This is a genomic window from Comamonas sp. Z1 (genome assembly GCF_008121555.1).
Taxonomy (GTDB): domain Bacteria; phylum Pseudomonadota; class Gammaproteobacteria; order Burkholderiales; family Burkholderiaceae_C; genus Comamonas; species Comamonas thiooxydans.
The window spans coordinates 81614-104482 of sequence record NZ_VOQT01000016.1; the positions used below are offsets into that span (position 1 = coordinate 81614).

17 protein-coding genes are annotated in these 22869 nt (G+C 60.0%); 1 reads left to right on the top strand and 16 read right to left on the bottom strand.

Translation table 11 applies throughout. The annotated features are described in order from the left end of the window. Nucleotides 1-2: 2 nt before the first annotated feature. The 16 genes from FSY45_RS22030 to FSY45_RS22105 all read right to left on the bottom strand — a co-directional run bounded on the left by FSY45_RS22030 (nt 3) and on the right by FSY45_RS22105 (nt 21943). Nucleotides 3-923: an ABC transporter permease gene (locus FSY45_RS22030; protein WP_003052482.1), complete on the bottom strand. Its 921-nt coding sequence runs from the start codon at nt 921-923 to the stop codon at nt 3-5. Between the two features lie 3 nt (nt 924-926). Then, complete coding sequence (locus FSY45_RS22035; protein ID WP_148748379.1) at nt 927-2021, bottom strand: ABC transporter permease; 1095 nt, start codon at nt 2019-2021, stop codon at nt 927-929. Next, the gene (locus tag FSY45_RS22040; protein WP_046461536.1) at nt 2014-3573 is read right to left on the bottom strand and encodes an ABC transporter ATP-binding protein; all 1560 of its coding nucleotides are present in this window, start codon (nt 3571-3573) and stop codon (nt 2014-2016) included. Before FSY45_RS22040 ends, FSY45_RS22035 begins: the two co-directional genes overlap by 8 nt. Nucleotides 3574-3649: 76 nt before the next feature. Further along, the gene (locus tag FSY45_RS22045; protein WP_003067150.1) at nt 3650-4582 is read right to left on the bottom strand and encodes a LysR family transcriptional regulator; all 933 of its coding nucleotides are present in this window, start codon (nt 4580-4582) and stop codon (nt 3650-3652) included. A 155-nt stretch (nt 4583-4737) separates the two neighbouring features. Continuing rightward, nucleotides 4738-6813 (bottom strand): diguanylate cyclase domain-containing protein, encoded by a 2076-nt coding sequence (locus FSY45_RS22050; RefSeq protein WP_046461535.1) that lies wholly within the window; start codon nt 6811-6813, stop codon nt 4738-4740. Nucleotides 6814-7061: 248 nt separating this feature from the next. Beyond that, on the bottom strand, nt 7062-7700 hold the full coding sequence (locus FSY45_RS22055) for a Crp/Fnr family transcriptional regulator (RefSeq protein ID WP_039049055.1): 639 nt from the start codon (nt 7698-7700) through the stop codon (nt 7062-7064). Nucleotides 7701-8100: 400 nt separating this feature from the next. Continuing rightward, complete coding sequence (locus FSY45_RS22060) at nt 8101-10518, bottom strand: TonB-dependent siderophore receptor (RefSeq protein ID WP_370512846.1); 2418 nt, start codon at nt 10516-10518, stop codon at nt 8101-8103. Nucleotides 10519-10784: 266 nt separating this feature from the next. Beyond that, nucleotides 10785-11747: a FecR domain-containing protein gene (locus FSY45_RS22065; RefSeq protein ID WP_223305675.1), complete on the bottom strand. Its 963-nt coding sequence runs from the start codon at nt 11745-11747 to the stop codon at nt 10785-10787. Further along, nucleotides 11740-12219, bottom strand: a complete 480-nt coding sequence (locus FSY45_RS22070) for a sigma-70 family RNA polymerase sigma factor (protein ID WP_034353742.1) — start codon at nt 12217-12219, stop codon at nt 11740-11742. The genes FSY45_RS22065 and FSY45_RS22070 overlap by 8 nt, the downstream gene beginning before the upstream one ends. A 355-nt stretch (nt 12220-12574) precedes the next feature. Next, nucleotides 12575-14779 carry a TonB-dependent siderophore receptor gene (locus tag FSY45_RS22075; RefSeq protein WP_046461533.1) on the bottom strand — a complete coding sequence of 735 codons (2205 nt, stop codon included), beginning with the start codon at nt 14777-14779 and terminating at the stop codon, nt 12575-12577. 98 nt (nt 14780-14877) lie between these two features. After that, nucleotides 14878-15819 carry a siderophore ABC transporter substrate-binding protein gene (locus FSY45_RS22080; RefSeq protein WP_046461532.1) on the bottom strand — a complete coding sequence of 314 codons (942 nt, stop codon included), beginning with the start codon at nt 15817-15819 and terminating at the stop codon, nt 14878-14880. Beyond that, on the bottom strand, nt 15816-16592 hold the full coding sequence (locus tag FSY45_RS22085) for an ABC transporter ATP-binding protein (RefSeq protein ID WP_046461531.1): 777 nt from the start codon (nt 16590-16592) through the stop codon (nt 15816-15818). Before FSY45_RS22085 ends, FSY45_RS22080 begins: the two co-directional genes overlap by 4 nt. Beyond that, on the bottom strand, nt 16589-17545 hold the full coding sequence (locus FSY45_RS22090; RefSeq protein ID WP_046461530.1) for an iron chelate uptake ABC transporter family permease subunit: 957 nt from the start codon (nt 17543-17545) through the stop codon (nt 16589-16591). The genes FSY45_RS22085 and FSY45_RS22090 overlap by 4 nt, the downstream gene beginning before the upstream one ends. After that, a complete protein-coding gene (locus tag FSY45_RS22095; RefSeq protein ID WP_046461529.1) occupies nt 17545-18486 on the bottom strand; it encodes an ABC transporter permease in 942 nt (313 codons plus the stop codon). The genes FSY45_RS22090 and FSY45_RS22095 overlap by 1 nt, the downstream gene beginning before the upstream one ends. Beyond that, the gene (locus FSY45_RS22100; protein WP_046461528.1) at nt 18486-20255 is read right to left on the bottom strand and encodes an ABC transporter ATP-binding protein; all 1770 of its coding nucleotides are present in this window, start codon (nt 20253-20255) and stop codon (nt 18486-18488) included. The genes FSY45_RS22095 and FSY45_RS22100 overlap by 1 nt, the downstream gene beginning before the upstream one ends. Beyond that, the gene (locus FSY45_RS22105) at nt 20249-21943 is read right to left on the bottom strand and encodes an ABC transporter ATP-binding protein (RefSeq protein WP_370512847.1); all 1695 of its coding nucleotides are present in this window, start codon (nt 21941-21943) and stop codon (nt 20249-20251) included. The genes FSY45_RS22100 and FSY45_RS22105 overlap by 7 nt, the downstream gene beginning before the upstream one ends. Nucleotides 21944-22186: 243 nt before the next feature. Between FSY45_RS22105 and FSY45_RS22110 the strand changes: the two genes are divergently transcribed. Continuing rightward, complete coding sequence (locus FSY45_RS22110; protein WP_046461526.1) at nt 22187-22828, top strand: TetR/AcrR family transcriptional regulator; 642 nt, start codon at nt 22187-22189, stop codon at nt 22826-22828. The last annotated feature ends 41 nt before the right edge of the window (nt 22829-22869 follow it).

A 22869-nucleotide genomic window follows, 5' to 3' on the forward strand; every position in this document is an offset into this window, starting at 1 on the left:
CATCACGCTCCAGGGTAGAAGGGCTTTCCCAGGGAGGCCGGCATATTGGCTCGAATCCAGGTCGGATTGCGCGAGATCAGCACCAGTACCACAATGGTGGCCAGATACGGCAGCATGGACAGAATCTGGCTGGGCACCTGGACCCCCGTGGCCTGCAGATGGAACTGCAACATGGTCACGCCGCCAAACAGATAGGCGCCCAGCAGGACACGGGCCGGTCGCCAGGTCGCGAAAGTCGTCAGCGCCAGAGCGATCCAGCCTCGACCCGACACCATGTTCTCCACCCACAGCGGCGTGTAGACCACGGAGATGAAGGCCCCCGCCAGACCGCACATGGCACCGCCAAACATCACGGCCATCAGACGGATGCGACGCACGGGGTAGCCCAGGGCATGGGCCGAGGATGGCGACTCGCCGACCGAGCGCAACACCAGGCCCGCACGCGTGCGGTACAGAAACCAGACCATCAGGGCAGCCAGCACGATGGCGCCGTAGACCAGCGGGTGCAGCGTGAACAAGGCCGGGCCCACGACCGGCAGATCTGCCAGGCCCGGGATGGAGTACTTGGGCAGCTCGGGCAGCTTGGCCTGCACATAGCCCAGGCCCACGAAAGCCGAGAAGCCCGCGCCGAACAGTGACAGCGCAAGACCGGTTGCGTACTGGTTGGTGTTGAACCAGATCACCAGTCCCCCGAAGATGGCGGCCAGCAAGGCCCCTGCCAGCATGCCCGCGCCAAAGCCCATCCAGGTATTGCCGGTGTGCACGGTAGCGGCAAAACCAGCAATGGCAGCGCAAAGCATCATGCCTTCGGCGCCGAGATTGACGATGCCCGATTTTTCATTGATCAGCAGGCCCAGGGCCGCCAGCGCCAGAACGGTGCCGGCGCTGAGGGTGGAGCCCAGCAGCAGTGCATAGGATTCCATGGATCAGGCTCCCTTCACTGCAGAAATGGCGCTGCCGGCTTTTTTTACCACCCAGCGGATGCGATAGGCCACCAGCGTGTCGCAGGCCAGCAGCGCGAACAGCAGCAGTCCCTGGAAGACGCCGGTCAGTGCCTTGGGCAGGCCCAGACGCGACTGCGCCAGCTCGCCACCGATATAAAACATGCTCATGAGAATGGCCGAGAAAATCATGCCCACAGGATGCAGGCGCCCCACAAAGGCCACGATGATGGCCGCAAAGCCGTAGCCAGCGGGCACATAGGGCGTCAGCTGACCCAGGGGGCCAGCGACTTCCAGCGCCCCCGCCAGACCGGCGGTGGCGCCGGAAATCAGCAGCGCCGTCCACAGCGCCTTGCGCGAGGAAAAACCGGCATAGCGTGCCGCCGACGGCGCCAGGCCGCCGACCTGCAGGGCAAAACCTGCACGCGTGCGAAACAGAAATGCCCACAGCAGACCGGCCCCCACCAGCGAGATGATGACGCCGATATTCATGCGCATGCCCTGCACCAGCCGAGGAATCTGCGTGATGCGCTCAAAGCTCTTGGTCTGCGGGAAGTTGTAGCCCATGGGGTCCTTCCAGGGACCATAGACCAGATAGCCCAGCACCAGCGTGGCCACATAGACCAGCATCAGGCTGACCAGAATCTCGTTGGCGTTGAAGCGGTCGCGCAGCAAGGCCACAATGCCCGCCCAGACCATGCCGCCCAGCATGCCGGCGATCAGGATGGCCGGCACGATCCAGGGCCCTGTGGTCTTGTCGGCCAGCAAGGCAATGCCGCCCGCAGCCACCGCACCGATGACGAACTGGCCGTCGGCACCGATATTCCAGACATTGGAGCGAAAGCATACGGCCAGCCCCAGCGCGATCAGCAGCAAAGGCGTGGCCTTTACAGCCAGCTCGCCCAGGGCATAGCCCGACTTGATGGGTTCCCAGAAAAAGGCCTGCAAACCCTTGCCCGGATCCTTGCCCAGCAGGGCAAACAGGCAGACTCCTACCAGCACGGTGATCAGCAAGGCCAGAATCGGCGAGCCATAGGTCCAGAACTTCGATGCCTGGGGACGTTGTTCCAGCTTAAGCATGGGCACCTCCCTGCACGACTGCCGCATCCCACAGGCCGCTCATCCATTCACCAATCTGCTGCACCGTGGCAGCCGCTCTATCCACCGAAGGACTCAGGCGGCCCTTGGCCACCACATGCAGGCGGTCACAAATCTCAAACAACTCGTCCAACTCCTCACTGACCACCAGCACGGCGCAACCCTGGTCGCGCAGCTTGAGAATCTCGCCCCGAATCTGCGCCGCAGCCCCCACATCCACCCCCCAGGTGGGTTGAGAGATGATGAGCAGACGCGGCCTGGCATCAATTTCACGACCCACGATGAACTTCTGCAGATTGCCGCCTGACAGCGACTGCGCGGCCGAATTCGGGCCGCCGGCCTTGACGTTGAAGCGACCGATGATGTCCCGCGCCTGCGCCTGCAGAGCCGCCATGCGAATCCAGCCGCCCTTGCCCACCGCAGTCTTGCGCGTCAGCAACAGGTTGTGGGCCAGGCCCATGCTGGGCACGGCTCCGCGCCCCAGACGCTCTTCGGGCACGAAGTGCAGGCCCATGCCACGGCGCCGACCAGGCCCCATGCGTCCCACGCCCTTGCCCAGCAACTGCACGGCCTCTGCCTCGGAGCGTGTGTCCTCGCCGGACAGCGCATACATCAGCTCTTTCTGGCCGTTGCCGGAGACGCCGGCAATACCGACGACTTCGCCCGCACGCACCTGCAGCGCAATGCTCTGCAGATCGACACCAAAAGGATCCTGGCTTCTGAGCGACAGCCCCTGCACACGCAGCACGGTATCGCCGGTATTCGCACTGCGGTGCTCCAGCTCCGGCGGCTCCGAGCCGATCATCATGCGTGACAACGAAGCATTGGTCTCGTTGGCCGGGTTGCACTCCCCCGTCACCACACCGCCGCGCAACACCGTGCAAGCCGTGCACAGCGAGCGGATTTCATGCAGCTTGTGGCTGATATAGAGGATGGAGCAGCCTTCCGCGGCCAGGCGGCGCAGCACCACAAACAGCATCTCCACGGCCTGGGGCGTGAGCACCGAGGTGGGCTCGTCCAGAATCAGCACGCGAGGATTGGTCAGCAGGGCGCGGATGATTTCCACGCGCTGCATTTCGCCGACGGAAAGCGTGTGTACGGGACGATGCGGGTCCACCTCCAGCCCGTAATCGCGGGCCGTGGCCTGAATGTTCTCGATCACCTCGGCCAGTGCAATGCTCTTGTCCAGGCCCAACCAGACGTTCTCGGCCACGGTCAGCGTGTCGAACAGGCTGAAATGCTGGAACACCATGGCAATGCCCAGTGCCCGGGCTTCCTGCGGATTGCGGATCTGCACCGGCTTGCCGTCGACCAGGATGGCACCCTCGTCAGGCTTGACCGCACCGTAGATGATCTTCATCAGCGTGGACTTGCCAGCGCCGTTTTCGCCCAGGATGGCGTGGATCTCGCCGGGCTTAACTTTCAGCGATACCTTGCTGTTTGCAACCACAGCCGGGTACCGCTTGGTAATACCCTCCAGCTGCAAGCGCGCAGGCGCACTCGCAGATGGGGAATGTGTCGGGGGGGGATTCATCGCTGGATTGTCTCTCAATTCAAATAACAAATTGACTCAAACAGGCTCTATGCGCTGAACAGGAATACGATACAAGCTATTGATTTCGCAGCGTTAGTGCAACATTGCGAACCACCTCTCGCAGCCAGCGTGTGGCGGCTCCGGCATGCGAACGCGCATGCCAGAGCTGGTAATAGACCAGCGGAGGGAATTCCACGGGGCAAGGCAGTATGGCCAGGGACAGACGTTCGCTGAAACGCTCACAGAACAATCTGCCCGAGGTCATGACAAGCAAGCTTGATGCCACCATGTCGGGAATCAGACTGAAATGCGCGCAGCGTGCCACCACCTGGCGGCTCAAACCCATGCCCGCCAACTGTTCGTCTATCACGCCCAGGGCACCGGGATAGGCCGGGGTTGGCGCAATATGCTCGGCCTGCAGCCATTGCTGTACATCCCAGCCCCTGCGCACTGCCGGATGCTTGGGACTGACCAGGCAGACCACCTCGTCCTCGAACAGCTTGGCCATGTGCAGGCCTTCCGGTGGCTGCGGCCAGTTGCCGATGACCACATCAATCTCGCCATCGGCCAGTTGCCCCTCGTAATGCGCCTCGGCGCTCAGCGGCAGAAAGTCGACCGGGCAATGCGGGGCCTGCGCCTTCATGGCCGACATCAGCCGCGGCAGGAACTGGGGATCCAGATAGTCGCTGGCCGCAATGCGGAAGGTACGAGTCGAGGTGCGTGGGTCAAACTGCCGCGCATCGCTGAACAGCCCCTCGGCCGCACGCAGAATGTCTGCCGAGGGTTGCACCATGCGCAGACCCACATCGGTAGGCTGCATCTGTGCCCCGGAGCGCACCAGCAAAGGGTCGCCAGCGAGCTCGCGCAGACGCCGCAGTGCTGCAGACACCGCCGGCTGGTGCATGCCCAGTCGCAGCGCTGCCCTGGAGACGCTACGTTCCGTCAGCACCGTGTGCAGCACCCTGATCAGGTGCAAATCTATCTTGTCGAACAAGGTCTGGTCACGCATAGGTCACGGCCATCCGGGCGCTTTGGCACGGCCAGCCTCATCCATTTTGTATACAAAGCAGTCGCAGAGCGTAACTCAGTCAGCCCCTTTGAGCAGCCAAGGGATTGCCCTCTAGGCTGTCATATCTGCCTTGAATTCAGCATGCGCAATCCGGCTCAAACAGCCGCTGTCATCACTTCCACACGGTTGCGCCCTTTGCGCTTGGCGGCGTAGCAGGCCATATCGGCCCCCTTGAAGGCGCTGGCCGCCGTGTGGTAGCTGGCGTCCAGCAACAGCATGCCGATGCTGGCACTCAACATATAGCGCTGCCCCTGATAGGAGCCCTCCCAGTCCTGTATGGCCATGCACAGCAGTTGCGCATGGCGCATTCCCTCCTCACGGCTGATTCCGGCCATGAGAATGGCAAATTCATCGCCCCCAACCCTGGCCACCCAGCCATGAGGCCGCACCGTTGATTCGATCAGGCGCGCGATATGGCCCAGCACCTCGTCACCCACTTCACGCCCGCCCTGGCGATTGACCTGGGAGAAGTGGTCCAGGTCAACATAGAGCACGATGCCATGCGCCTTGGGCTCGCTCTGCGAACGCGCGATCACATTCGCGCCTCCCATGCTCTCCAGATAGTCGGGAGTCGTATATTCGCGCAGCCATTCCTTGAGCCGCAGAGCAAACGCCGTTCGGTTGGGCAGGCGCGTCAAGGGATCGTGCATGGCTTTCCAGCTCGATTGCTCGCGCAACTGCCGCTGCGTGGTCACATCCTCCAACTCCCAGACCAGGTATTGACCATCCAGCGCCTTGCCCGACTGCTCCCAGGCCCTGTGCATGCGCTGCATGCTCTGACCGTGAATTCGCACCCATATCGGCCTTGCATCCTTGCGTACCAAGCAAACTTCGCTATCAAATTGTCCGTAAGTATCAAGAGCCCGCCGAACCCGCCCCATCAGATCCTCATAGTCGGCATCGCTGGCACACAGATCACGCACAGCCAGGCCCTGCATTTCCTGAGGCTGATAGCCAAGTACTCTGGCTGCCTGCATGCCCACACGCTGCACCTTTGAGCCATGCGTCACGATCAAACCTACGGGGGCATAGTCCATCAAGGTCTGCAACTGCATCTGCAAATCACGCTCCAGCTCGCCATGCGCCTCATAACCACCGCCCAGGGCTTGCAATGCAGTGCGCAGGGTCTGAGCCTCTCCCCAGTCGTGATCGGACAGGCCATGCCACCAGTTGCCCCCCCGGCTGCCCAAGTCCACCTCCAGCATCAGCCCGCGTCGAGAAGCCTGCTCTGCCGAGCGGAACAAGGCCGTCAGCGGATAGGCGATCAGGCAAAGCACCGCTCCAAGCAGTCCAGCCAGTACCAGCAGGGCCGTGGCCAGCCAGCCCATCATCCTGGCCGAGACTCCCGGCACCCATTCCTGAACGTTGCTGACCTTCAGCAGAGTCCATTGCGCCCAAGGCAGCGGCATGGCGCTCCAGAGTTGGCTATTTCTCTGTTCACTGACTGCACCCGTCTGTGCCGTCTTGAGCCAAGCTTGATCCAGCCCGCGAGGTAGCGCAGCATCGCCCAGGGCAGGGGGCAATTGCCACTGCCCTTTGCTGCTGAGAGCCAGCGGACGAAGGTCACGGTCGATCAGCAGCAGCTGGCTACCCGCTTCGGCAGAGGCAACCTCCAGCGAAAACAACACCGACAAAGGCGTCCGGTAGCTGCCGCCAAGAACGCCCTGCAACTTGCCTTGCAGATCACGCACAGGCACGACATTCTGAAACTCCAGCTGCAGGCCCGCATCACCGGCACGCACCCAGGCTTGGGTGATCGGCTTGCCCTCAGCCAACGAGCGCTTGAGCACTTCACGCAGCGGCTCTTCAAGCTGTTCTGCGGCCAGCGCCTGCTCCTGATGCAGATTGACCAGCAACTGCCCTTTTCCATCAGCCAGTTGAAGTTGCTCATACTGCTGTGCCATGGATGTGGGCTGCTTGAGCATGGCCTGCAGTGACTCCGGAGAATCATGCATATGGCCCGCCAGCACAGAGGACAGACTATGCAGGGGCTTTTGCTGCTGCTCGACTCTGAAGGCCAGCGAACGAGCCGCGTATTCCAACGCCTTGGTCTGCGCCGGCAACGCTCCGTCCATGACCGCCCGGCGCAGGGAATAAGCCACCCAGCCCGCAGCGCCAGCTCCAGCCAGCAGCACTGCAATCATGGCAACAAGCACCATGCTGCGCAGCATGGGGCCTGGGCCTCTGCGTAATCGCCCAGACTGTGGCGCGGCAGCAACCTCCTCTGGCTGCGACGGCGCAACCCATGGCGGCTCTGCTTGCAGGGAGAAGACAGCATCTGACATGGGCCTCAATATAGAGAGCCGATGTCTGCAACCCAACGAGAGGAAACCCCGGAGATTGTCGACAAATGCTACGCCGCTGGCTCCTGCTCAGAGCAGAAGCCAGGCGCTGCATGGCCTGCAACCCGGCCCGGTATTTACCCCAGCGCCAGCACCTCCAGTGCGCCAGGCTTGGGTAATTCAATGACATTGCCTCGCCCGGCAATCAGCCCATGCTCTCGCAACTGCCTGAGCACGCGCGAGAATGTTTCCGGCGCAATACCCAGTTGCGCTGCAATCAGGCGTTTGCGTGCCTTGAGGGTGACATGCAGGGCATTGCCATTTCCTCCCGGGCTCGCATGGTTCAGCAGCCACTGGGCGCAGCGAGCTTCGGCGTCCTGAGCCAGACGACTGACCGCCAGCTCGGTCTGCGAGCAATAGGCCCTGGCCAGATCTTTGAGCAAGTGCTGTACGGCGGGTGCAAGCTCCGCCACAGAACTTAGAAAGCGCGCCAGAGGAATGATGTAGATGCGCCCAGCCGTCTGCGCCTGCATATCTAGGCAGGAAGGACGCTCCTGCAGCGCAAAAGCGGCATCCAGCCAGGTCGGCCCTTCCACCTGCCCCAGTTGATGGCGCATGGCCGAATCCTGCCCGACCCCGAGCATCACGCTGCCGCTTTCCAGATACAGCACCGAATCAAGGGGTTGGCGACGTTGCCTGAGCCAAGAGCCTGGAGCAAAGCTCTCAGGCTGCCCAAACGTGGAAGCGATTTGCGACATGGAGGGCATGGTGAACATATGCGCCACACTGTGCCGGGCTTTGCCCCGGCTCATATTGAGCCAAGTCAACAAGCCAGGCCGAGCAGCCAAAAGGGCCGCTGCCGAAGCTGCGGCCCTTTGGAGCTGACAGGTCGATATTTCAGATCGACAACGTCGTAAACACAACTCAGCCCCCGGAAACAGATACGTCCAGGCGGCTCATATCGCTGCATCTTTTTTCCAGTCGACCATGGATTGCCGATGGCTGTCATTCCTTACCGGACACAGGAAGCCAGCTAAGGCAGCAGACTCTCAGGGAACGCTGTCAGAAATACGGCAAGCGGCAGCCGCAGTGCCTCGGCGTCAAAACAGCTCCATCAGATCAGGCGCTGCTGTCGTAAAGCGCTGCCATTCGTCGATCGGCCTGTATGACGCGCACCTACCAAGTGTGTGCATAGCTGACTCGCAACACAGTGCCCGCTGCAGGGAGGCGGCTGGTGTTGTTGTTATTGCGAAGCAGCTGGCTGTATAGCGGGAAGTAGTTGCGGTTAAGCAGGTTTTCCACACCGAGCGATACGCGGTTCTTGGAGTCGATTTTCCATTGGCTGATCAAGTCCACCGTGGTGTAGCCCCTGGTGTCGTGGCGCCCAAAGCTGGTCTTGCCATCCAGGCGGTAATCCTTGGAGGCATATGCGCTTGCCTGGATGCGGTGGCTCCAGCTGGCATTGGGACGGTATTCCACATAGGCAGTCAGTTTGAGGGGCGGAATACGATAGCCCGTCATGTCCTGATAAAGGCTTGATCCCTGCGGAAGTTCACGCCCTTTCATCCAGGTAAAGCTCCCACCGCTGCTCCAGCGGTCATCGTCGCTGAAGTAATCGAGGCCGCCTTCGATCCCCTTGATTTTTTCTTTGGTTCGCAACAGCGTGAGCCCGTTATTGAAACTCTGCACGGCGCCGAGATCGGAGCGCGATTGAAAGGCTCCCAGGTTGGCAATGACATTGGAAAACTTGCCGCGCCAACCGACTTCCACGGTATCTGTTTTGACGGCCTGCAGGTTGGAATTGCCGATGTTGAAGCCCGCTGTGGCATTGCGCACCACGACCCCAATATCCGGCAGCTCAAAGCCCTGGCTGTAGGACGCATAGAACTCGTGTCCCTTGGTCGGCGCAAAGACCGTGCCCAGGTTGTAAGTCCATGAGCCGTATTTAACGGTACCGCCAGAGACGGACTGGGGGCTGGGCAATTTCGATTGCGACAAAGGAGTGAAGTCGTTGAAGCTGGCCTGAGCTCGGTCGTAGCGCGCTCCGCCTTCCACGGACCACTGATCGTTGAATTTGTGTTGCAGCTGGGCAAAGGCGCCAATGCTTCGGGTCGTGACCTGGGGCATATAGATCAGGCGGCCAATCTTGTTGAACACCAGACCTCCACTGGCGTCATAGGCCTTGGGATCAAAGATATCGATCGGCATGTCGGTGCGCTCGTGATTGAAGTCGGCCCCCCAGATCAGCAAGGTGTTCTTCTCTTGTCCGAGAGGTGTTTTGATGGTCAGGCGACCACCGAACACATCGGAGTTCTGCATGGACTGATCGACGTTGGCGCCTCGCACAGGAACGGCTCGTGCATCGAAGGGCGCAAAGCGCGTATAAAAATCCCGGTAATAGAGTTGAGCCGCCACGGCGCTGCCTGCGAGATCGCGGTTCTCATAGTCAAGACCCAGCATGGTGTTCTTGATCTGGTTTTGATCTGCAAGTACCAAGCCCTTGATAGGCCTGGCGGCTGCCGTACCTGCGGGCAAGCGGGCCACTGACGGATCGGATGCATAGTCGGTGTCCTGGCTGGCGTTGTAGTGGCTCGCGGAGAATTGAAGCCGTTGATTTGCGTCCAGCTTGAAGCCGATCTTGGCGGACGCGTTGTAGATATCGGAGTCGAACAAGTCTCCCTGGCTGGGCTCGGGTGCAATGCGTGCGCCCTTGGCGTCGAATGAGCCTCCGACATGCTTGGCGCCCAGGCTGACGGAATAGTCGACCACATCGCCGCCGCCAGAAAGATAGTGCTGGACTTCGGCTCCAAGCCCGGCGCCTCTGAGTTTGGACAGCGGTGCAGACCCTGTCACTATGGTCTCTGCTTTGGTCTCGCCCGAGGGGCGTTTGGTACGCACAGAGATGATGCCGCCTGCTGCGCCGCTGCCGTAGATGGCGCTGCTGCCGCGAAGCACCTCAATCTGTTCGATGTCCGCAGGGTTGATGTTGGCGAGGTTTCTGGATGAGTCGCGATTGGTGTTCAGTGGAACCCCGTCCACGAGGACAAGCATGTTCCGGCCGCGCAGAGTCTGCCCATAGTCGGTGATTGTGTGGCTGGAATCTGCCATCCCCGGGACGACTTTGCTGAGCATGGTTGCCAGACTGTCGGAGCCTTGCCGAAGTTGCTGAACTTCTTCAGCTTCGAGAATACTGACCTGCCGAGACGGCGCAACGAGATTATTCTGGGTACGAGCCGTCACCGTCACGGCTGCAAGCTCCGGAGAGCCTTGCCCGCTGACGGGCACGGAAGCACTGCTCTTTTGTTCGATGGATGCCTTGGTGCTCCCCGGGACTTCCAGTGCATAGTTGCCTTCACCTAGACGACGTGCACTCAGTCCCGAGCTTTCCAGCAAATGTGCAAAACCGCTATCGACGGTGTGGAAACCAGACAGGCCAGGAGTACGCTTGTCCTTGAGCTTGCTCAGATCCATGCTGAGATTGATGCCCGCCTGACCGGCAAAGTCCATCAGTGCAGGACCGAGCGGGCCAGCGGATACCTGATAGGACTTCTGCGCGGGACTGGTAACCGGATCTGCAGCGTAAGCCTCCGGCATGTGCAAACCGATAGCGGCTGTGCCGACGATGGCAACAAAAATTCCTCTGACTGCCGTTGCGACCGGGCGCAGTCGCATCGCATTGGCGTTCCTGTTGGGTTTCCGGACGTACTTTTCGGGCATCTGCTCAATCCTCTTGGCTGTCAATAAACGGGTCTTGATGCACTTGACAGGCGAGATTGAAAAACAGGACAGCGATTTAAAAGAGTCATCGCTGCGGCCTGAATTTCCGAGGGCAGCATGCGAAAACCTGATCCCGGGAAACTTCAGGAACGCGTGACGGTGATCCAGTAACGGGTGCGTTGCTGCCTACGGATTGGCAGGGTCCGAGCCAGCAACTCGAGAATACGATCTGTATCGCGCAAATGGAATGTGCCGGACACGAGCAGCTCAGCAGCACTTGGATCGCAGCGCAGGATTCCTTCGCGATAGCGCTGCAACTCCTCCAGGAAGTCAGCCAAGCGCATGTTCTCGGCATACAACACACCCCGAGTCCAGGCATCGGCGTGGGATGGCAGGGAGGTGAAGGCGCCCGCCTTGTGAGCATCGAAGTTCACTTGCTCGCCAGCCTGCACGACAAGGGATTGCCTGGAATGCGCAGGCACTACCTGCACCGCGCCTTGCAGCACCGACAGCGTCGTGCTTCGCGCATGCTTTCGAACGATGAATTTGGTGCCCAGTGCCTGCAGCCGCCCATCGGCAGTCTGGACAACAAAGGGCAAGGTCTTGTATTCGCTCAGGTGTGCGGTTTCCACCAGAATCTCACCTGCAAGATGCTGGATCAGACGTTCCTTGCCATCGAACTGAACGCTTATTGCGGAAGCCGTATTCAACAGCACCTGACTGTTGTCAGCCAATGTCAGTTCGCGTCTTTCGCCTGTTGCTGTTCTGAAGTCCGCATTCCAGATGTGCCATGGCAGATAGCGGTAGGAGAACCAGCCAAGCATTGGAGTTGCCAGAGCGAGTGCCGATGCACGCAGAATCTGCCGGCGATTTCCCGTCGCACGTGGACGATCCAGAACGGCCATGCCGACTGCCGAGGGAACACTCTCCATTCGGAATTTCAGTTGCTCTATGCGTTGCCAGATTTCCTCGTGGGTTGCACTGAGGCTGCGCCACCGGGCAAGCTCGGCCTGCTCTGCTTCGCTGAAGTCCGATGCATGCCGGCGAGCCAGCCATTGAGCGGCCTCATCGAGAATGCTTGCATCGACTGCACTCATTTCAGGCATCCAGCATCACACGCAGGCATTGCCGGAAGCCTTGCGCCATATAGCGGGTGACCGTACGCACGCTTACTTGCATCTGCGTGGCGATCTCCTCATAAGCAAGCCCTTCGAGCTGTGAAAGCAGGAATGCGGTGCGAACTTTCGTTGGAAGCTCTCCCAGCAATGCATCCAGCTCCTCCAGGGTCTCCAGCAAGATGGCTCGGGCCTCCGCCGAGAGCGCGGTGGCTTCAGGCAATAGCTGCAAGGAGGCAAGATATGCCTGTTCGAGCGAGCGCCGTTCCAGGTGATTGATCATCAATCGCCTGGCGACGATTGTCAGATAAGCCCTGGGCTCTCTGATGTCTTCGATTGCTTGCGTTCTGGCAGTTGTCCAAATGCGCGTGAATGTGTCCTGCGCAATGTCTGCCGCATCACAACGGTTGCCAAGCTTGCGCTGCAGCCAGGAGATCAGCCAGCGGTTGTGCAGTGTGTACATGCTGCCAAGTGCTTCACTGGCGATGCTGTTGGCGTGGGTAGGCACCGAAGTCTCTCGTGCATTGGAAATGCAACGATTCTACATAAATGATACCCATTCTCACTTATTGAGAAGCCCCACCGCCCAGTGGGCACAGCCCTCTGCCAGGCCAGACCTGGTCCATCCGAGCGTCATCGCAGCCATGAAAAGCAGCCGCGCAGATGCATCAACTGCGCAGCCATGAAAAGCAGCCGCGCAGATGCATCAACTGCGCAGCCGCCGTCAAAGGATCTCGGATCCATATCTGCTCGGAATTAGCAAGAGCATCGTCCACCTGGAGACCAGAGACCGGACTGCAAACTTCAGCACACCCGCGTCAGAAGTCAACCGTTGCCGACAGCGCCAGCGTGCGCGGTGCCCCCAGTGCCAAGCTGGACAGCAGTGGCATGCCCCAATAAGCCTTGTTGGAAACGTTCAGCAGCGTCGCGCGAAACGTGACTGGGTTGCCGGCGACCTTGGTTGCATAGCGTGCACCGAGGTCGTAGGTCACACGACCTGCCGCCCAAAGGCTGTTGTCCGCACTGATATATTGCTTGGACACCGCCGTTGCATTACCCGTAACAGTCAGCCCGGGAATGGCAGGAACATCCCATTCAGCACCCAATTTCCCTTGCAGCTTGGGCACCCCCGTGGCGACTTTGCCCTGATTGACGCCGCCAGCGGTCTGCGTCAGCTTGGGCGCGGTGTAGGCAATCCCGCCCATCATGCGTACGCCACGCAGCGGCGATCCCCAGAAGCCCCATTCGATGCCGCGATTGCGCTGCTCTCCGCCGAACGAGAAGATATTGGTGACCGGGTCCGTATAGCTGCTGGGGCGTGTGATCTCGAACAGACTGAACGTGTGCGCGAATTCCCCAAGATCAAGTTTGACACCCACTTCTTTCTGCTTGGTCTTGTAAGGCGCAAACACTTCACCCGCGTTTGCAGCGGTCATTGGTGCGGTTGCGCCCTGGCTCAGGCCTTCAATGTAGTTGGCGTAAGCCGACACATGTTCTGTGGCCTTGAACAGCAAGGCTGCGGCAGGTGATGTGGCGCTCTGGTCATATCGCGAAGTGCGCGCCCCCGTGGTGATGCTGAAGGCGTCGCTGACCACTTGCTGGCGGCGCACGCCCAGGGTGAGTTGCACACGATCTTCGGCAAATGACATGGTGTCCGCCAGGCCATAGCTGGTCAGGCGCACTTCGGTGTGCGAGATGTGCGGCGCAACAAAGGGCGCTTCCGGTCCCCAGACCGGGTTGTAGAGGTTGGTAGTCCAGTCTGCGCCCGGCACGCTACGGCGCCCATAGTCGTCCTGCTTGTGAGCATAGTGCGTTGCATTGAGCGCCCATTGATGCTTGATGGCTCCGATTTGGAGCCTTCCCTTGAGACCCATTTCAGCCGAACGCTTTTTCTGCTCGAAGGCCAGTTGTCCCATGGCGGTCTTGAAATCGCCCGCAGCGTTGAGCACCTGAGCCGACATCGCGCCGTTGTATTCATAGTCGGTTTTGCTGACGCCGAAGGCCGCGTAGGCCATCACCTGGTCGTTCACATCGAATTCACCGCGCACCATCGCGGCCTTGTCGTGATTGTGCACATGCGACCAGTTGGGGTTCAGCAGGGTCTCAGGCTTGGGCGGCCTGGGAATGGCCACACCCGGGGCCAGACTGATGCCTCGTGTCACGCCGTTCACGCGGTCATCGCTGGTGTAGAAGTCGGCGGAGATCCGGGCTCGATCGCCACGCCAGTCAAGGCCCAATGATGCAAGCCTGGATTTCTTGTCCTGCTGGTTTACCGCCCCTTCACCTCCACGGTAAACACCATTGAAGCGGATGCCGAACTGATTGTCTGCGCCAAACCTGCGCCCCAGATCAATATGGCCGCCAAACTGCGAATCCGACATATAGGTGGTGGTCAGTCGCGTGATGGGATCGCTGGCAGCGCGTTTGGGAACCAGGTTGACGGAGCCCCCCACTGATCCTCCAGGGGGCATGCCATTGAGCAATGCGGACGGTCCTTTGAGGACTTCGATGCGCTCGAACATCTCCGGCGTGGTGCGGTAGTAAGGAGCCATGCCATAGAGACCGCCCAGCGTCATGTCGGAGCTGCTCGAAGAGAAACCGCGAATCGAGTAGTTTTCGCTCCATGACGCTGCAACCCCATTGCTGAACACCGTGGGATCGGTGGCAGAGATCACATCGGTAATGGTCTGTGCCTGACGATCCTGCGTGAACTTTTCGGTATAGCTGATGGTGTTGAAGGGCGTCTCCATGAAGTCCTTGTCTCCCAACAAGCCGACACGACCGCCGGAATTGACCTGCCCCCCCGCATAGGGAGCGGTGACGGGAGCGACTTTTTCTTGCACGGTGACCTGTGGCAGAGTGGCCTCGGCCTCGCTGGTCTGCACTTGGGCGTGCGCCGCTCCCGCCAGCTGACTGCCCATGGCCAGTCCCAGCAGCATATAGGGGCACATCACGCTACGCCGGCGCGCAAATGGAGGAGTCGTCAGAGAGTTGAGTGAAATGAGACCTGGGTTCTTGGGCATACCCGATTCCTGTCGATACATGCATGACGTTTTTGCACCGCATGCTTAATAGAACTGCTGGCTGGGTATGGACCTGGCTACGACAAATAAAGAAGCAATCAGCGCGAATAGCCCTTGAGCACATCGCTAAACAACAGCTTCAGTGAGCTTGGGCTGGCACCCGTGGTGTACCAGGCATCTGCATCGACAAACACCACGCGCCCGTTCTTCCAGGCCTTGGTCTGGCGCAGCAAGGGATTGGCAATGCCATCGGCATTGATGACGGGGCGGCGCTCCATCACCGCAGTGCGATCCACCACATAAAGGATCTCCGGATCCGCCTGCTGGATGAATTCGCTGGAGATGGGTTGCCCATGCAGACTGGTTTCCAGCGCAGAGCTTGCAGGCTTCACGCCCAGCGCGCTGAATACGAAGCCGTAACGCGATTGCAGACCGAAGGAGCTGAAAGCTCCGTTGTTGTGCAACACGATCATGGCCCGCTCCGGCCGACCTTGCGTGATGCGCCGCACCTGTTGAACCTGTGCATCCAGCTCTGCAGCCTTGGCGCTGGCAAGCCCTTCCCTGTTGAATATGCGGCCCAGGGTCAGCAGATGGTTCTTGACGACTTCGATATGTCCCTTCTCGCTGTTCTTGAAGTCCACCTCGTAGTACAAGGCGGGGGCAATTTCAGCCAGCTCCTCGTATTTGCCGGCCTGCAGCGATGTCATCAGGATGAGATCCGGCCTCAGCGCGTGCACACGCTCCAGATTGGGCTGTACGATGGCGCCGAGATCCTGCACCTTGGCGTCGCCCTTGTACTTGGCGAGGAAATGGGGAACGTAGTCCTTCACCATTCCCGCAACGGGCACGCCAAGCTGATCGAGGAAGTCCACCTCGTTCATCTCCAGCGCCGCCACACGCTGCGGCAGACGCTTGATGAGCGTGGTGCCCATTTTGTGACGGATGGAAACAGGCTCATAGGCGTGAGCCATGCCGGGCGCGAAGGACAAAGCCGCCACGCCGCCAACAGAGAGCAGGAGTTGCCTGCGCAACGAATTCATGAGTGATCTTCCCTGGATGTGAAGTAATTGCAGAAACAGCCACGCTGGTTGCGCGTGATCTCGAAATCCAGCTCGTACAGATCGGCCATGCGCGTCTCGGTCACCACGTCCTGAGCCGGGCCGTGAAAGCGCAGTGCTCCGTTCTTGAGCGCGACTATGTGGTCCGAGTAATTGACCGCAAAGTTGATGTCGTGAATCACCAGAATCACGGTGCGGCCCTGCTCGTCGCAGAGGCGACGCAGTGCGCGCATGATCTGTACGGCATGCCTCATGTCGAGGTTGTTGAGTGGCTCGTCAAGCAGCAGCACATCTGTCTGCTGCGCAATCGTCATTGCGAGAAATGCCATCTGCCGCTGACCGCCACTGATCTCATCGATGAAAGCGTGACGCAGCGGCTCCAAAGACAGAAAGGCGATTGCCTCATCCATGGCTCGGCGGTCGTGAACCGTCAGCGCGCCACGGCTATGCGGGAAACGTCCAAAAGCGACCAGCTCTTCCACCGTCAGGCGCATATTGAAGCCGGGGGCCTGACGCAGCGTGGCAACATGCCGTGCGTATTCGGCAACGGGAATTCGGCTGACGTCACGTGCCTGCCACTGAATCGCACCGCTGCTGGGCTCCAGCAAGCGCGCCATCAGCATGAGCAGCGTGGACTTTCCCGCACCATTGGGTCCGATCAGCGATGTGACGCGCTGGGCAGGAAACTCCACGCTCACGTCTGACAACACCGTCCTGCCGCCATATTGCTTGGAAAGATGGTGGACCCCCATCATGCTGCACCCCGCTTGCGCACAATCAGTGCCAGGAAATACACACCGCACACCAGATTCACCAGAATGCTGACGGTGGTCTTGTAGTTGAAAACATGCTCAACCAGCAGTTGAGCGGCAAGAAAAATGGCAATGGCAACCGCACACCCCAGCGGCAGCGTGACGCGGTGGCGTGCATACGGCACCAGGGCGTAGACGATGTTGGCCACAAAGATGCCCATGAAGGCCGTGGGTCCCACAAGGCTGGTGGACAGCGCCACCAAAATGGCGATCAGCGCCAGGTAGAGCTGCAAATACCGGCCATGCGGCACGCCCAGGGAAATGGCCTGCTCACGCCCCAGAGCCAGCACATCCAGCACCGCCAACGTCTTGCGGACCACGGCACAGGCGAGCGCTACCGCAATGGCGGCATAGAGCAAAGTCTGCGGCTTGGCACGATTGAAGGATGTGTAGCTCACGCCCTGAAACACTGCAAACTCGCCGGGGCTGATGCGCAGCTGCACAAACTGGGTGAACGTGCCGATCACCATGGTCAGCACCAGACCGAGCAGCAGCAGCACATAGACATCATTGCGGCCGCGGCGCAACAGCCACCATTGCAGTGCCCATGAATAGGTCAGCATCAGCAGCACGGAGACGAGGAAATTCCCGTGTACGCCAAGCATGCTCAAGCCATGTGTACCCAGCAGCAACAGCAGCATGGCTTGCCACAGCAGATACACGGCCTCGTAACCCATGATGGAGGGCGTCAGAATGCGGTTGTTCACCAGTGCCTGAAACACTATGGCCGACACAGCCACGCAGATCCCGCCAATGACAATCGACGCAAGGCGTACAAGGCGCTTGGGGATCACATAATCCGTATCCAGTCCGGAGCCCAGCAGCACAAAAGCAAGCGCCAGGAGTGCAATCGACAGCGCTGCGAACCAGCAGGTCCTGGTCAACGACATGCGCATCAGCGAAGCCCCCGCACAATCAGCGCCAGGAACATCACACCGCCCACCGCACCGGCAGTAAGGCCGATAGGCACCTCGAACGGATACATCACCAGGCGACCTGCAATGTCGCAGGCCAGCAGCAGGGATGCACCTCCCAAAGCCACCAGTGGCAATGTACGTCGCAAGTTCTCACCACAGCGCATGGCAATCAGCTGGGGCACGACAAGGCCCACAAACGGAATCGCCCCCACGGCAATCACCGTGGCAGAAACCGTGAATGCCACCAGCACCAAACCGACGATGGCCGTGGCTGCATAACCCAGGCCCAGACTCGTGGCCATGTCTTCGCCCATGCCCAGCACAGTGATGCGGTGTGCATACAGATAGGCCAGCATGACCACCGGCAAAATGATGTAGAGAATCTCGTAATGGCCTTGCACCACGCGGGAAAAGTCGCCCAGCAACCAGCCCTGCATGCTTTGCAGGATGTTGTGGCTGTATGCATAGAACTCGGCAATCGAGGTGAGCACGCTGCCGTACATCAGACCGACAACGGGCACCAGAACCAGATTGCGAAACTGTATGCGTCGGATCACGGCAATGAACAGCAGACTTGCCATCAGGCAGAACACCAGCGCAAACAGCATCCGGCTCAGGGTTCCCGCAGCAGGCATCACGGTAAGCGCCACCAAGATACCGAGCTTGGCCGCATCCAGCCCCCCTGTGGTGCCCGGCTCCACAAACTTGTTGCGCACGATGTGCTGCAGGATCACGCCGCACACCGACAGACCCGCCCCCGTAAGCACCAGCGCCGCCAAACGCGGCAAACGGCTTGCAGTCAGGGTGAGCCAGGCATCGCCGGAGAATGAAAGCAGATCCGACCACACCATCTGCCGCGCCCCCAGCAGCACGGACACCACGCACAGCACAGCAAACACCAGCAACCAACGCTTGCGCATCACACGGCATCCCCGGACATTTGCACGGCGTCCATCCGCCAGCCTTTGGCAGCGCGGCTCTGCGCAAGCAATTGGGAATAGCGACCCTGACTTGCCTTTAACTGCGCAGGTGATCCGCTCTCTACCACGCCGCCGCCTTCCAGCACCACAATCTGATCGGCCATGGCAATGGTGGAGAGCTGGTGTGCGATCACGATGAGCGTGCGCTGCCCCTTCAGCCGTGCAAGTGTTTGAGCGATGATGGACTGGTTCTCTGCGTCCAGCGCAGCAGTGGCTTCATCCACCAGCAGGATGGGGGACTCCTTGATCAAGGCCCGGGCAATCGCTATGCGCTGGCGTTCGCCTCCGGAAAGACGTGCGCCGTTTTCGCCCACCATCGTCAGCACCCCGTCTGGCAGTCGCGCAATGACTTCATCAAGCCCGGCCTGATGCGCAGCTTGCAGAACTTGCGCATCGCTGGCGTCCGATTTGCCAATGCGGATGTTGTCGGCAATGCTGCCGCAAAGCAGATAGCTATCCTGAAAGATCTGGCTGATTTGCCCGGCCAGTTGCGCATCGCCAATGTCACGGACATCCACGCCTGCGATCAAGACCTCGCCCTGCGTGGCATCGAAGAAACGGGCGATCAGTCGCATCACCGTGGACTTGCCGGAACCAGATGCACCTATCAGCGCCGTCATGCTGCGCGGCAGCACATGCAAGCTCACACCGTGCAGCACTTCATCTGCAGACCCTGGATATTGAAACCGCACATCACGCAACTCCACGGAAGAATCGCCAACAAGTGTTGCCTGCTTCGGTTGCGGCAGCGGCTGCACGGCAAATAGCTCCTGTACTGCTTGCAGCTGCGAGCCTGCACTCCTAAGCACTTCTGCGTAGCCGGCGATTTCCTGCAAGGGCTCGATAAAACGCACCACAAGCAATAACGCAACCGTCAAGGCAATGATTTGCGCTGTGGACAAGGAGCCACCGGATGCTGCGTTCAAACCGGATATCGCGACCACCAACAGCACGGCAAAGATCAGCTGCACGGTCCATACACAGAATACGGAGGACAGCGATGACAACACCACCAGCCGCAGTCCGGATTGACGTTGTTCGGTGATGGCCTGCTCCAGAAAGCGTGTACTGCGGCCATCGCCGCTGAACGCACGCAGCACGGATTGGGCCTGCGCGAACTCCACCACACGCTGACTGGCTTGGGCAAAGTCGCGCTGGAAAGCGGCATTGGCGCGCGCCGACATCGACGAAGTCAATGCGAACGACCCTGCAAGCAATGGCAGCGCAATCAGCGCAGTGAGCCCCAGGACCGGACTCACAACCAGAAGTGCCACCAACACGATCACGGCCGTGGCCGCACCACTGATGAGTGGAGTGAAAACATGCGCTGGCAATTGCGCAATGCCCATCATCCCCTGCGTCACCACATGGCCGATGCGCGCGGTATTTTTCGGCGTATACCAGCCGATGGGCAGGCTCGCCATATGAAGGCCCAGGCGATGGCGTCCGCTTTGCAGAACCGCCACGCCGACACGGATGCCCGCCTGCTCCACGACACGTCTGGCAATCCATGACAGCAGCACACCCAGCAGCAGCACGCATAGCCAGCCCATGGCTGCACGCCAGTCACCTTGCAACCAATGCGTCAGCAACGGTTGCAGCGCCGCCATCGTCAGACCGCACAGCACACCGTAGGCAACAGCCATCCATGTGTAGCGGTGCAGCAGGCGTGCATCATCACCCAGCAACTTCAAAAAGGTCTTCAGCATGGCAGTTCACTCTTTGGCATCGGGCTGGCATAAGCACCCAGCTGCCACAGCCGCGCATAGAGACCGTCTTCAGCCAGCAGTTGCGCATGTCTGCCTTGCTCGGCAATCTCTCCATCGCGCAGCACCAGAATGTGATCCGCATGCACGATGGTGTCGAGCCGGTGTGCAATCACCAGCAAGGTGCGCCCGCGTGCAAAGCGAGAAAGTGCGTCCTGAATGAAGGCTTCGCTTTCCACATCTGCAGATGCGGTAGCTTCATCCAGCACGAGAATGGGCGGATTCAGCAGCACTGCCCGGGCAATGCTCAGGCGCTGGCGTTCCCCACCGGAGAGCTGCGCATCCTCGCCCACCACGGAGTCGTAGCCACGCGGCAACGCCAGAATGCGATCGTGGATGTGGGCTGCGCGGGCTGCGGCCTCGATTTCCTCAATAGTGGCCGATGGACGGGCCAGCGCAATGTTCTCGCGCACACTGGCGTGAATCAGCTGCACTTCCTGCAGCACAAAGCCAATGCGTTGATACAGGGTTGTGCTGGTGATCTGCCGCAAATCGACTCCACCCAGAGTGATGCGCCCTTGTGCGGGATCGAAAAACCGCAACAGCAAACGTGCCAGCGTGGATTTTCCAGAACCCGAAGGGCCGACCACGGCCGTGACGGTGCCGGGCTGCATGTCAAAGCTGATGCCGGACAGCACCTGATGCTCTGCCGCATACGCATAACCCACCTGCTCGAAACGCACGGCATTGCCTTCAGGATGCGATGGCTGCCCCGGCGTCGGTTGCGGCAGCACCGGAGTGTCCAGCAATGCCAGCACGCGCTGGGCCGCACCGGTTGCACCCTGCAGGTCATGCAGCAAGGTATGCAAAAGCAAAAGCGGCGCACAAATACCGGGCGCGACGAGTGCGAACGGCAATACATCAAGAGGCTGCATCCAGCCCATGGCAACAAACGCAGCGCCAGAAGCCAGCACCACACCGAGGACGGTCACAGGCGCAATCAATGCATGCGCACGAGCCATGGAGATCACCAGCGGGCGAGTGAAATCCGTAAAGGCACTGGCAAATCCATCCACGGCATCTCTGTAACCTGCGTGGACCGGGCTCGCTCCACCAAAGGCCTTGATGACCGGAATCCCTCCCGCAAACTCCACCGTAGCGCTGTTGATCCGCCCCAGTCGCGCAACGAACTCCTGCATGTGAGCATTGCTGGCTTTCATTGCGCGTTTGAGAAAAACGAAGAATCCGGGAAATGGCAGTAGCGCAAAGATCGCCATGCGCCAATCCAGCACAAACAGATAAATCACTGCAATCACGATCGCCCCGGCCGCACGCCCCACGGCGGTATAGAAATGCGCAGTCAGACTGTGCAGCGTCGCGATATCGTCCTGCAGTGCCTGCTTGACCTCCCCTGAGGCGCGGGCAGTAAACCAGCCCAAAGGCACTTGCGACAGCCGCTTGATTACAGCAATGCGCAGATCGTAAGTGAGGCGGTTGTCTGCCAGGTGCGCGATCAGCTCGGCGACGATCACCAAACCCATGCCCACGAACATGCACAGCACTCCGACAGCGATGCTGCCCCATATGCCCCCCAAGTCATCGAGCAAGGCTTGCTTGACGATATGCGCGATGACCGCCAGTGGCACCAGCGTGAACATGGTGCCAACCGCAGCGCTCAGACCAGCAAGCATCAAGCGCCCGCGAACAGGCGCGAATATCCGGGCGATCGGCTGCGCGGGTCTGGCAGCAACTGCAAGCGATTCAGAGGTAGACATTCGATATGGAAGAAGGCTATCTCTCACAAGGATGCGAACGAGAAGCTTTACGAGAATTAGTTGCATGATGATAAACTAATTCAAAACGATTCAAGCAATAGGTCTACGACAAGTGATGTGAATCACCGACAATCTCGCCCAGAGACTGAGAACCAGCGTATGCCCCACACACCCAAGCCCTCGACTCGTGGGAGACCACGCTCCATCACCAAAGAGAAAATTGCAGACGCCGGAATTTCCATCGGCCTTCCTGGCATTACGTTCGTCGGCGTTGCCGCTGCACTGGGCGTCAGCCACATGGCGCTCTACAAGCATGTGCCAAGCCTGGAAGCACTCAAACACCTGATTGCAGAGGAAATCTTCAAGCGCTGGGAGTTGCCGCAGGCAACAAGCCCTCAGCAGATTGGGCTGGAGGAATACCTTATGGGGTTCACTGCGTCCACACGACAGTTCGTAAAAGCGCACCCCGGCGTCACGCCCTTCGTGATTCGCCGCCTGGCGGCCACACCGGCCATGCTGGAGAAGATCAGCGCCCATCAGGCCCATATTGCACAGGCCTACGGCATCACCAAGGAACAATCACGCTGGCTGCTCTCCACCGTGACCTTCTTTTGCATCTCTGCGGCCGACACGGTGTATTCCGCAGCCCGTCTGGAGCCGATTGAGGAAGCGGACTGGCAACTGCAAGAGGCAGAAATGGAGGCAGAACTGATTGAGGGAACTCAAGCCTTGATAGCAGGAGCCCTGAGGCTACTCGAAAGCAGGCCAGACCCCAAGATCGGCGCTCGCATCAACAAGTAATTCGAGTCCTGCGAAACCGCAGGGCATGCGGCAGAGATGGG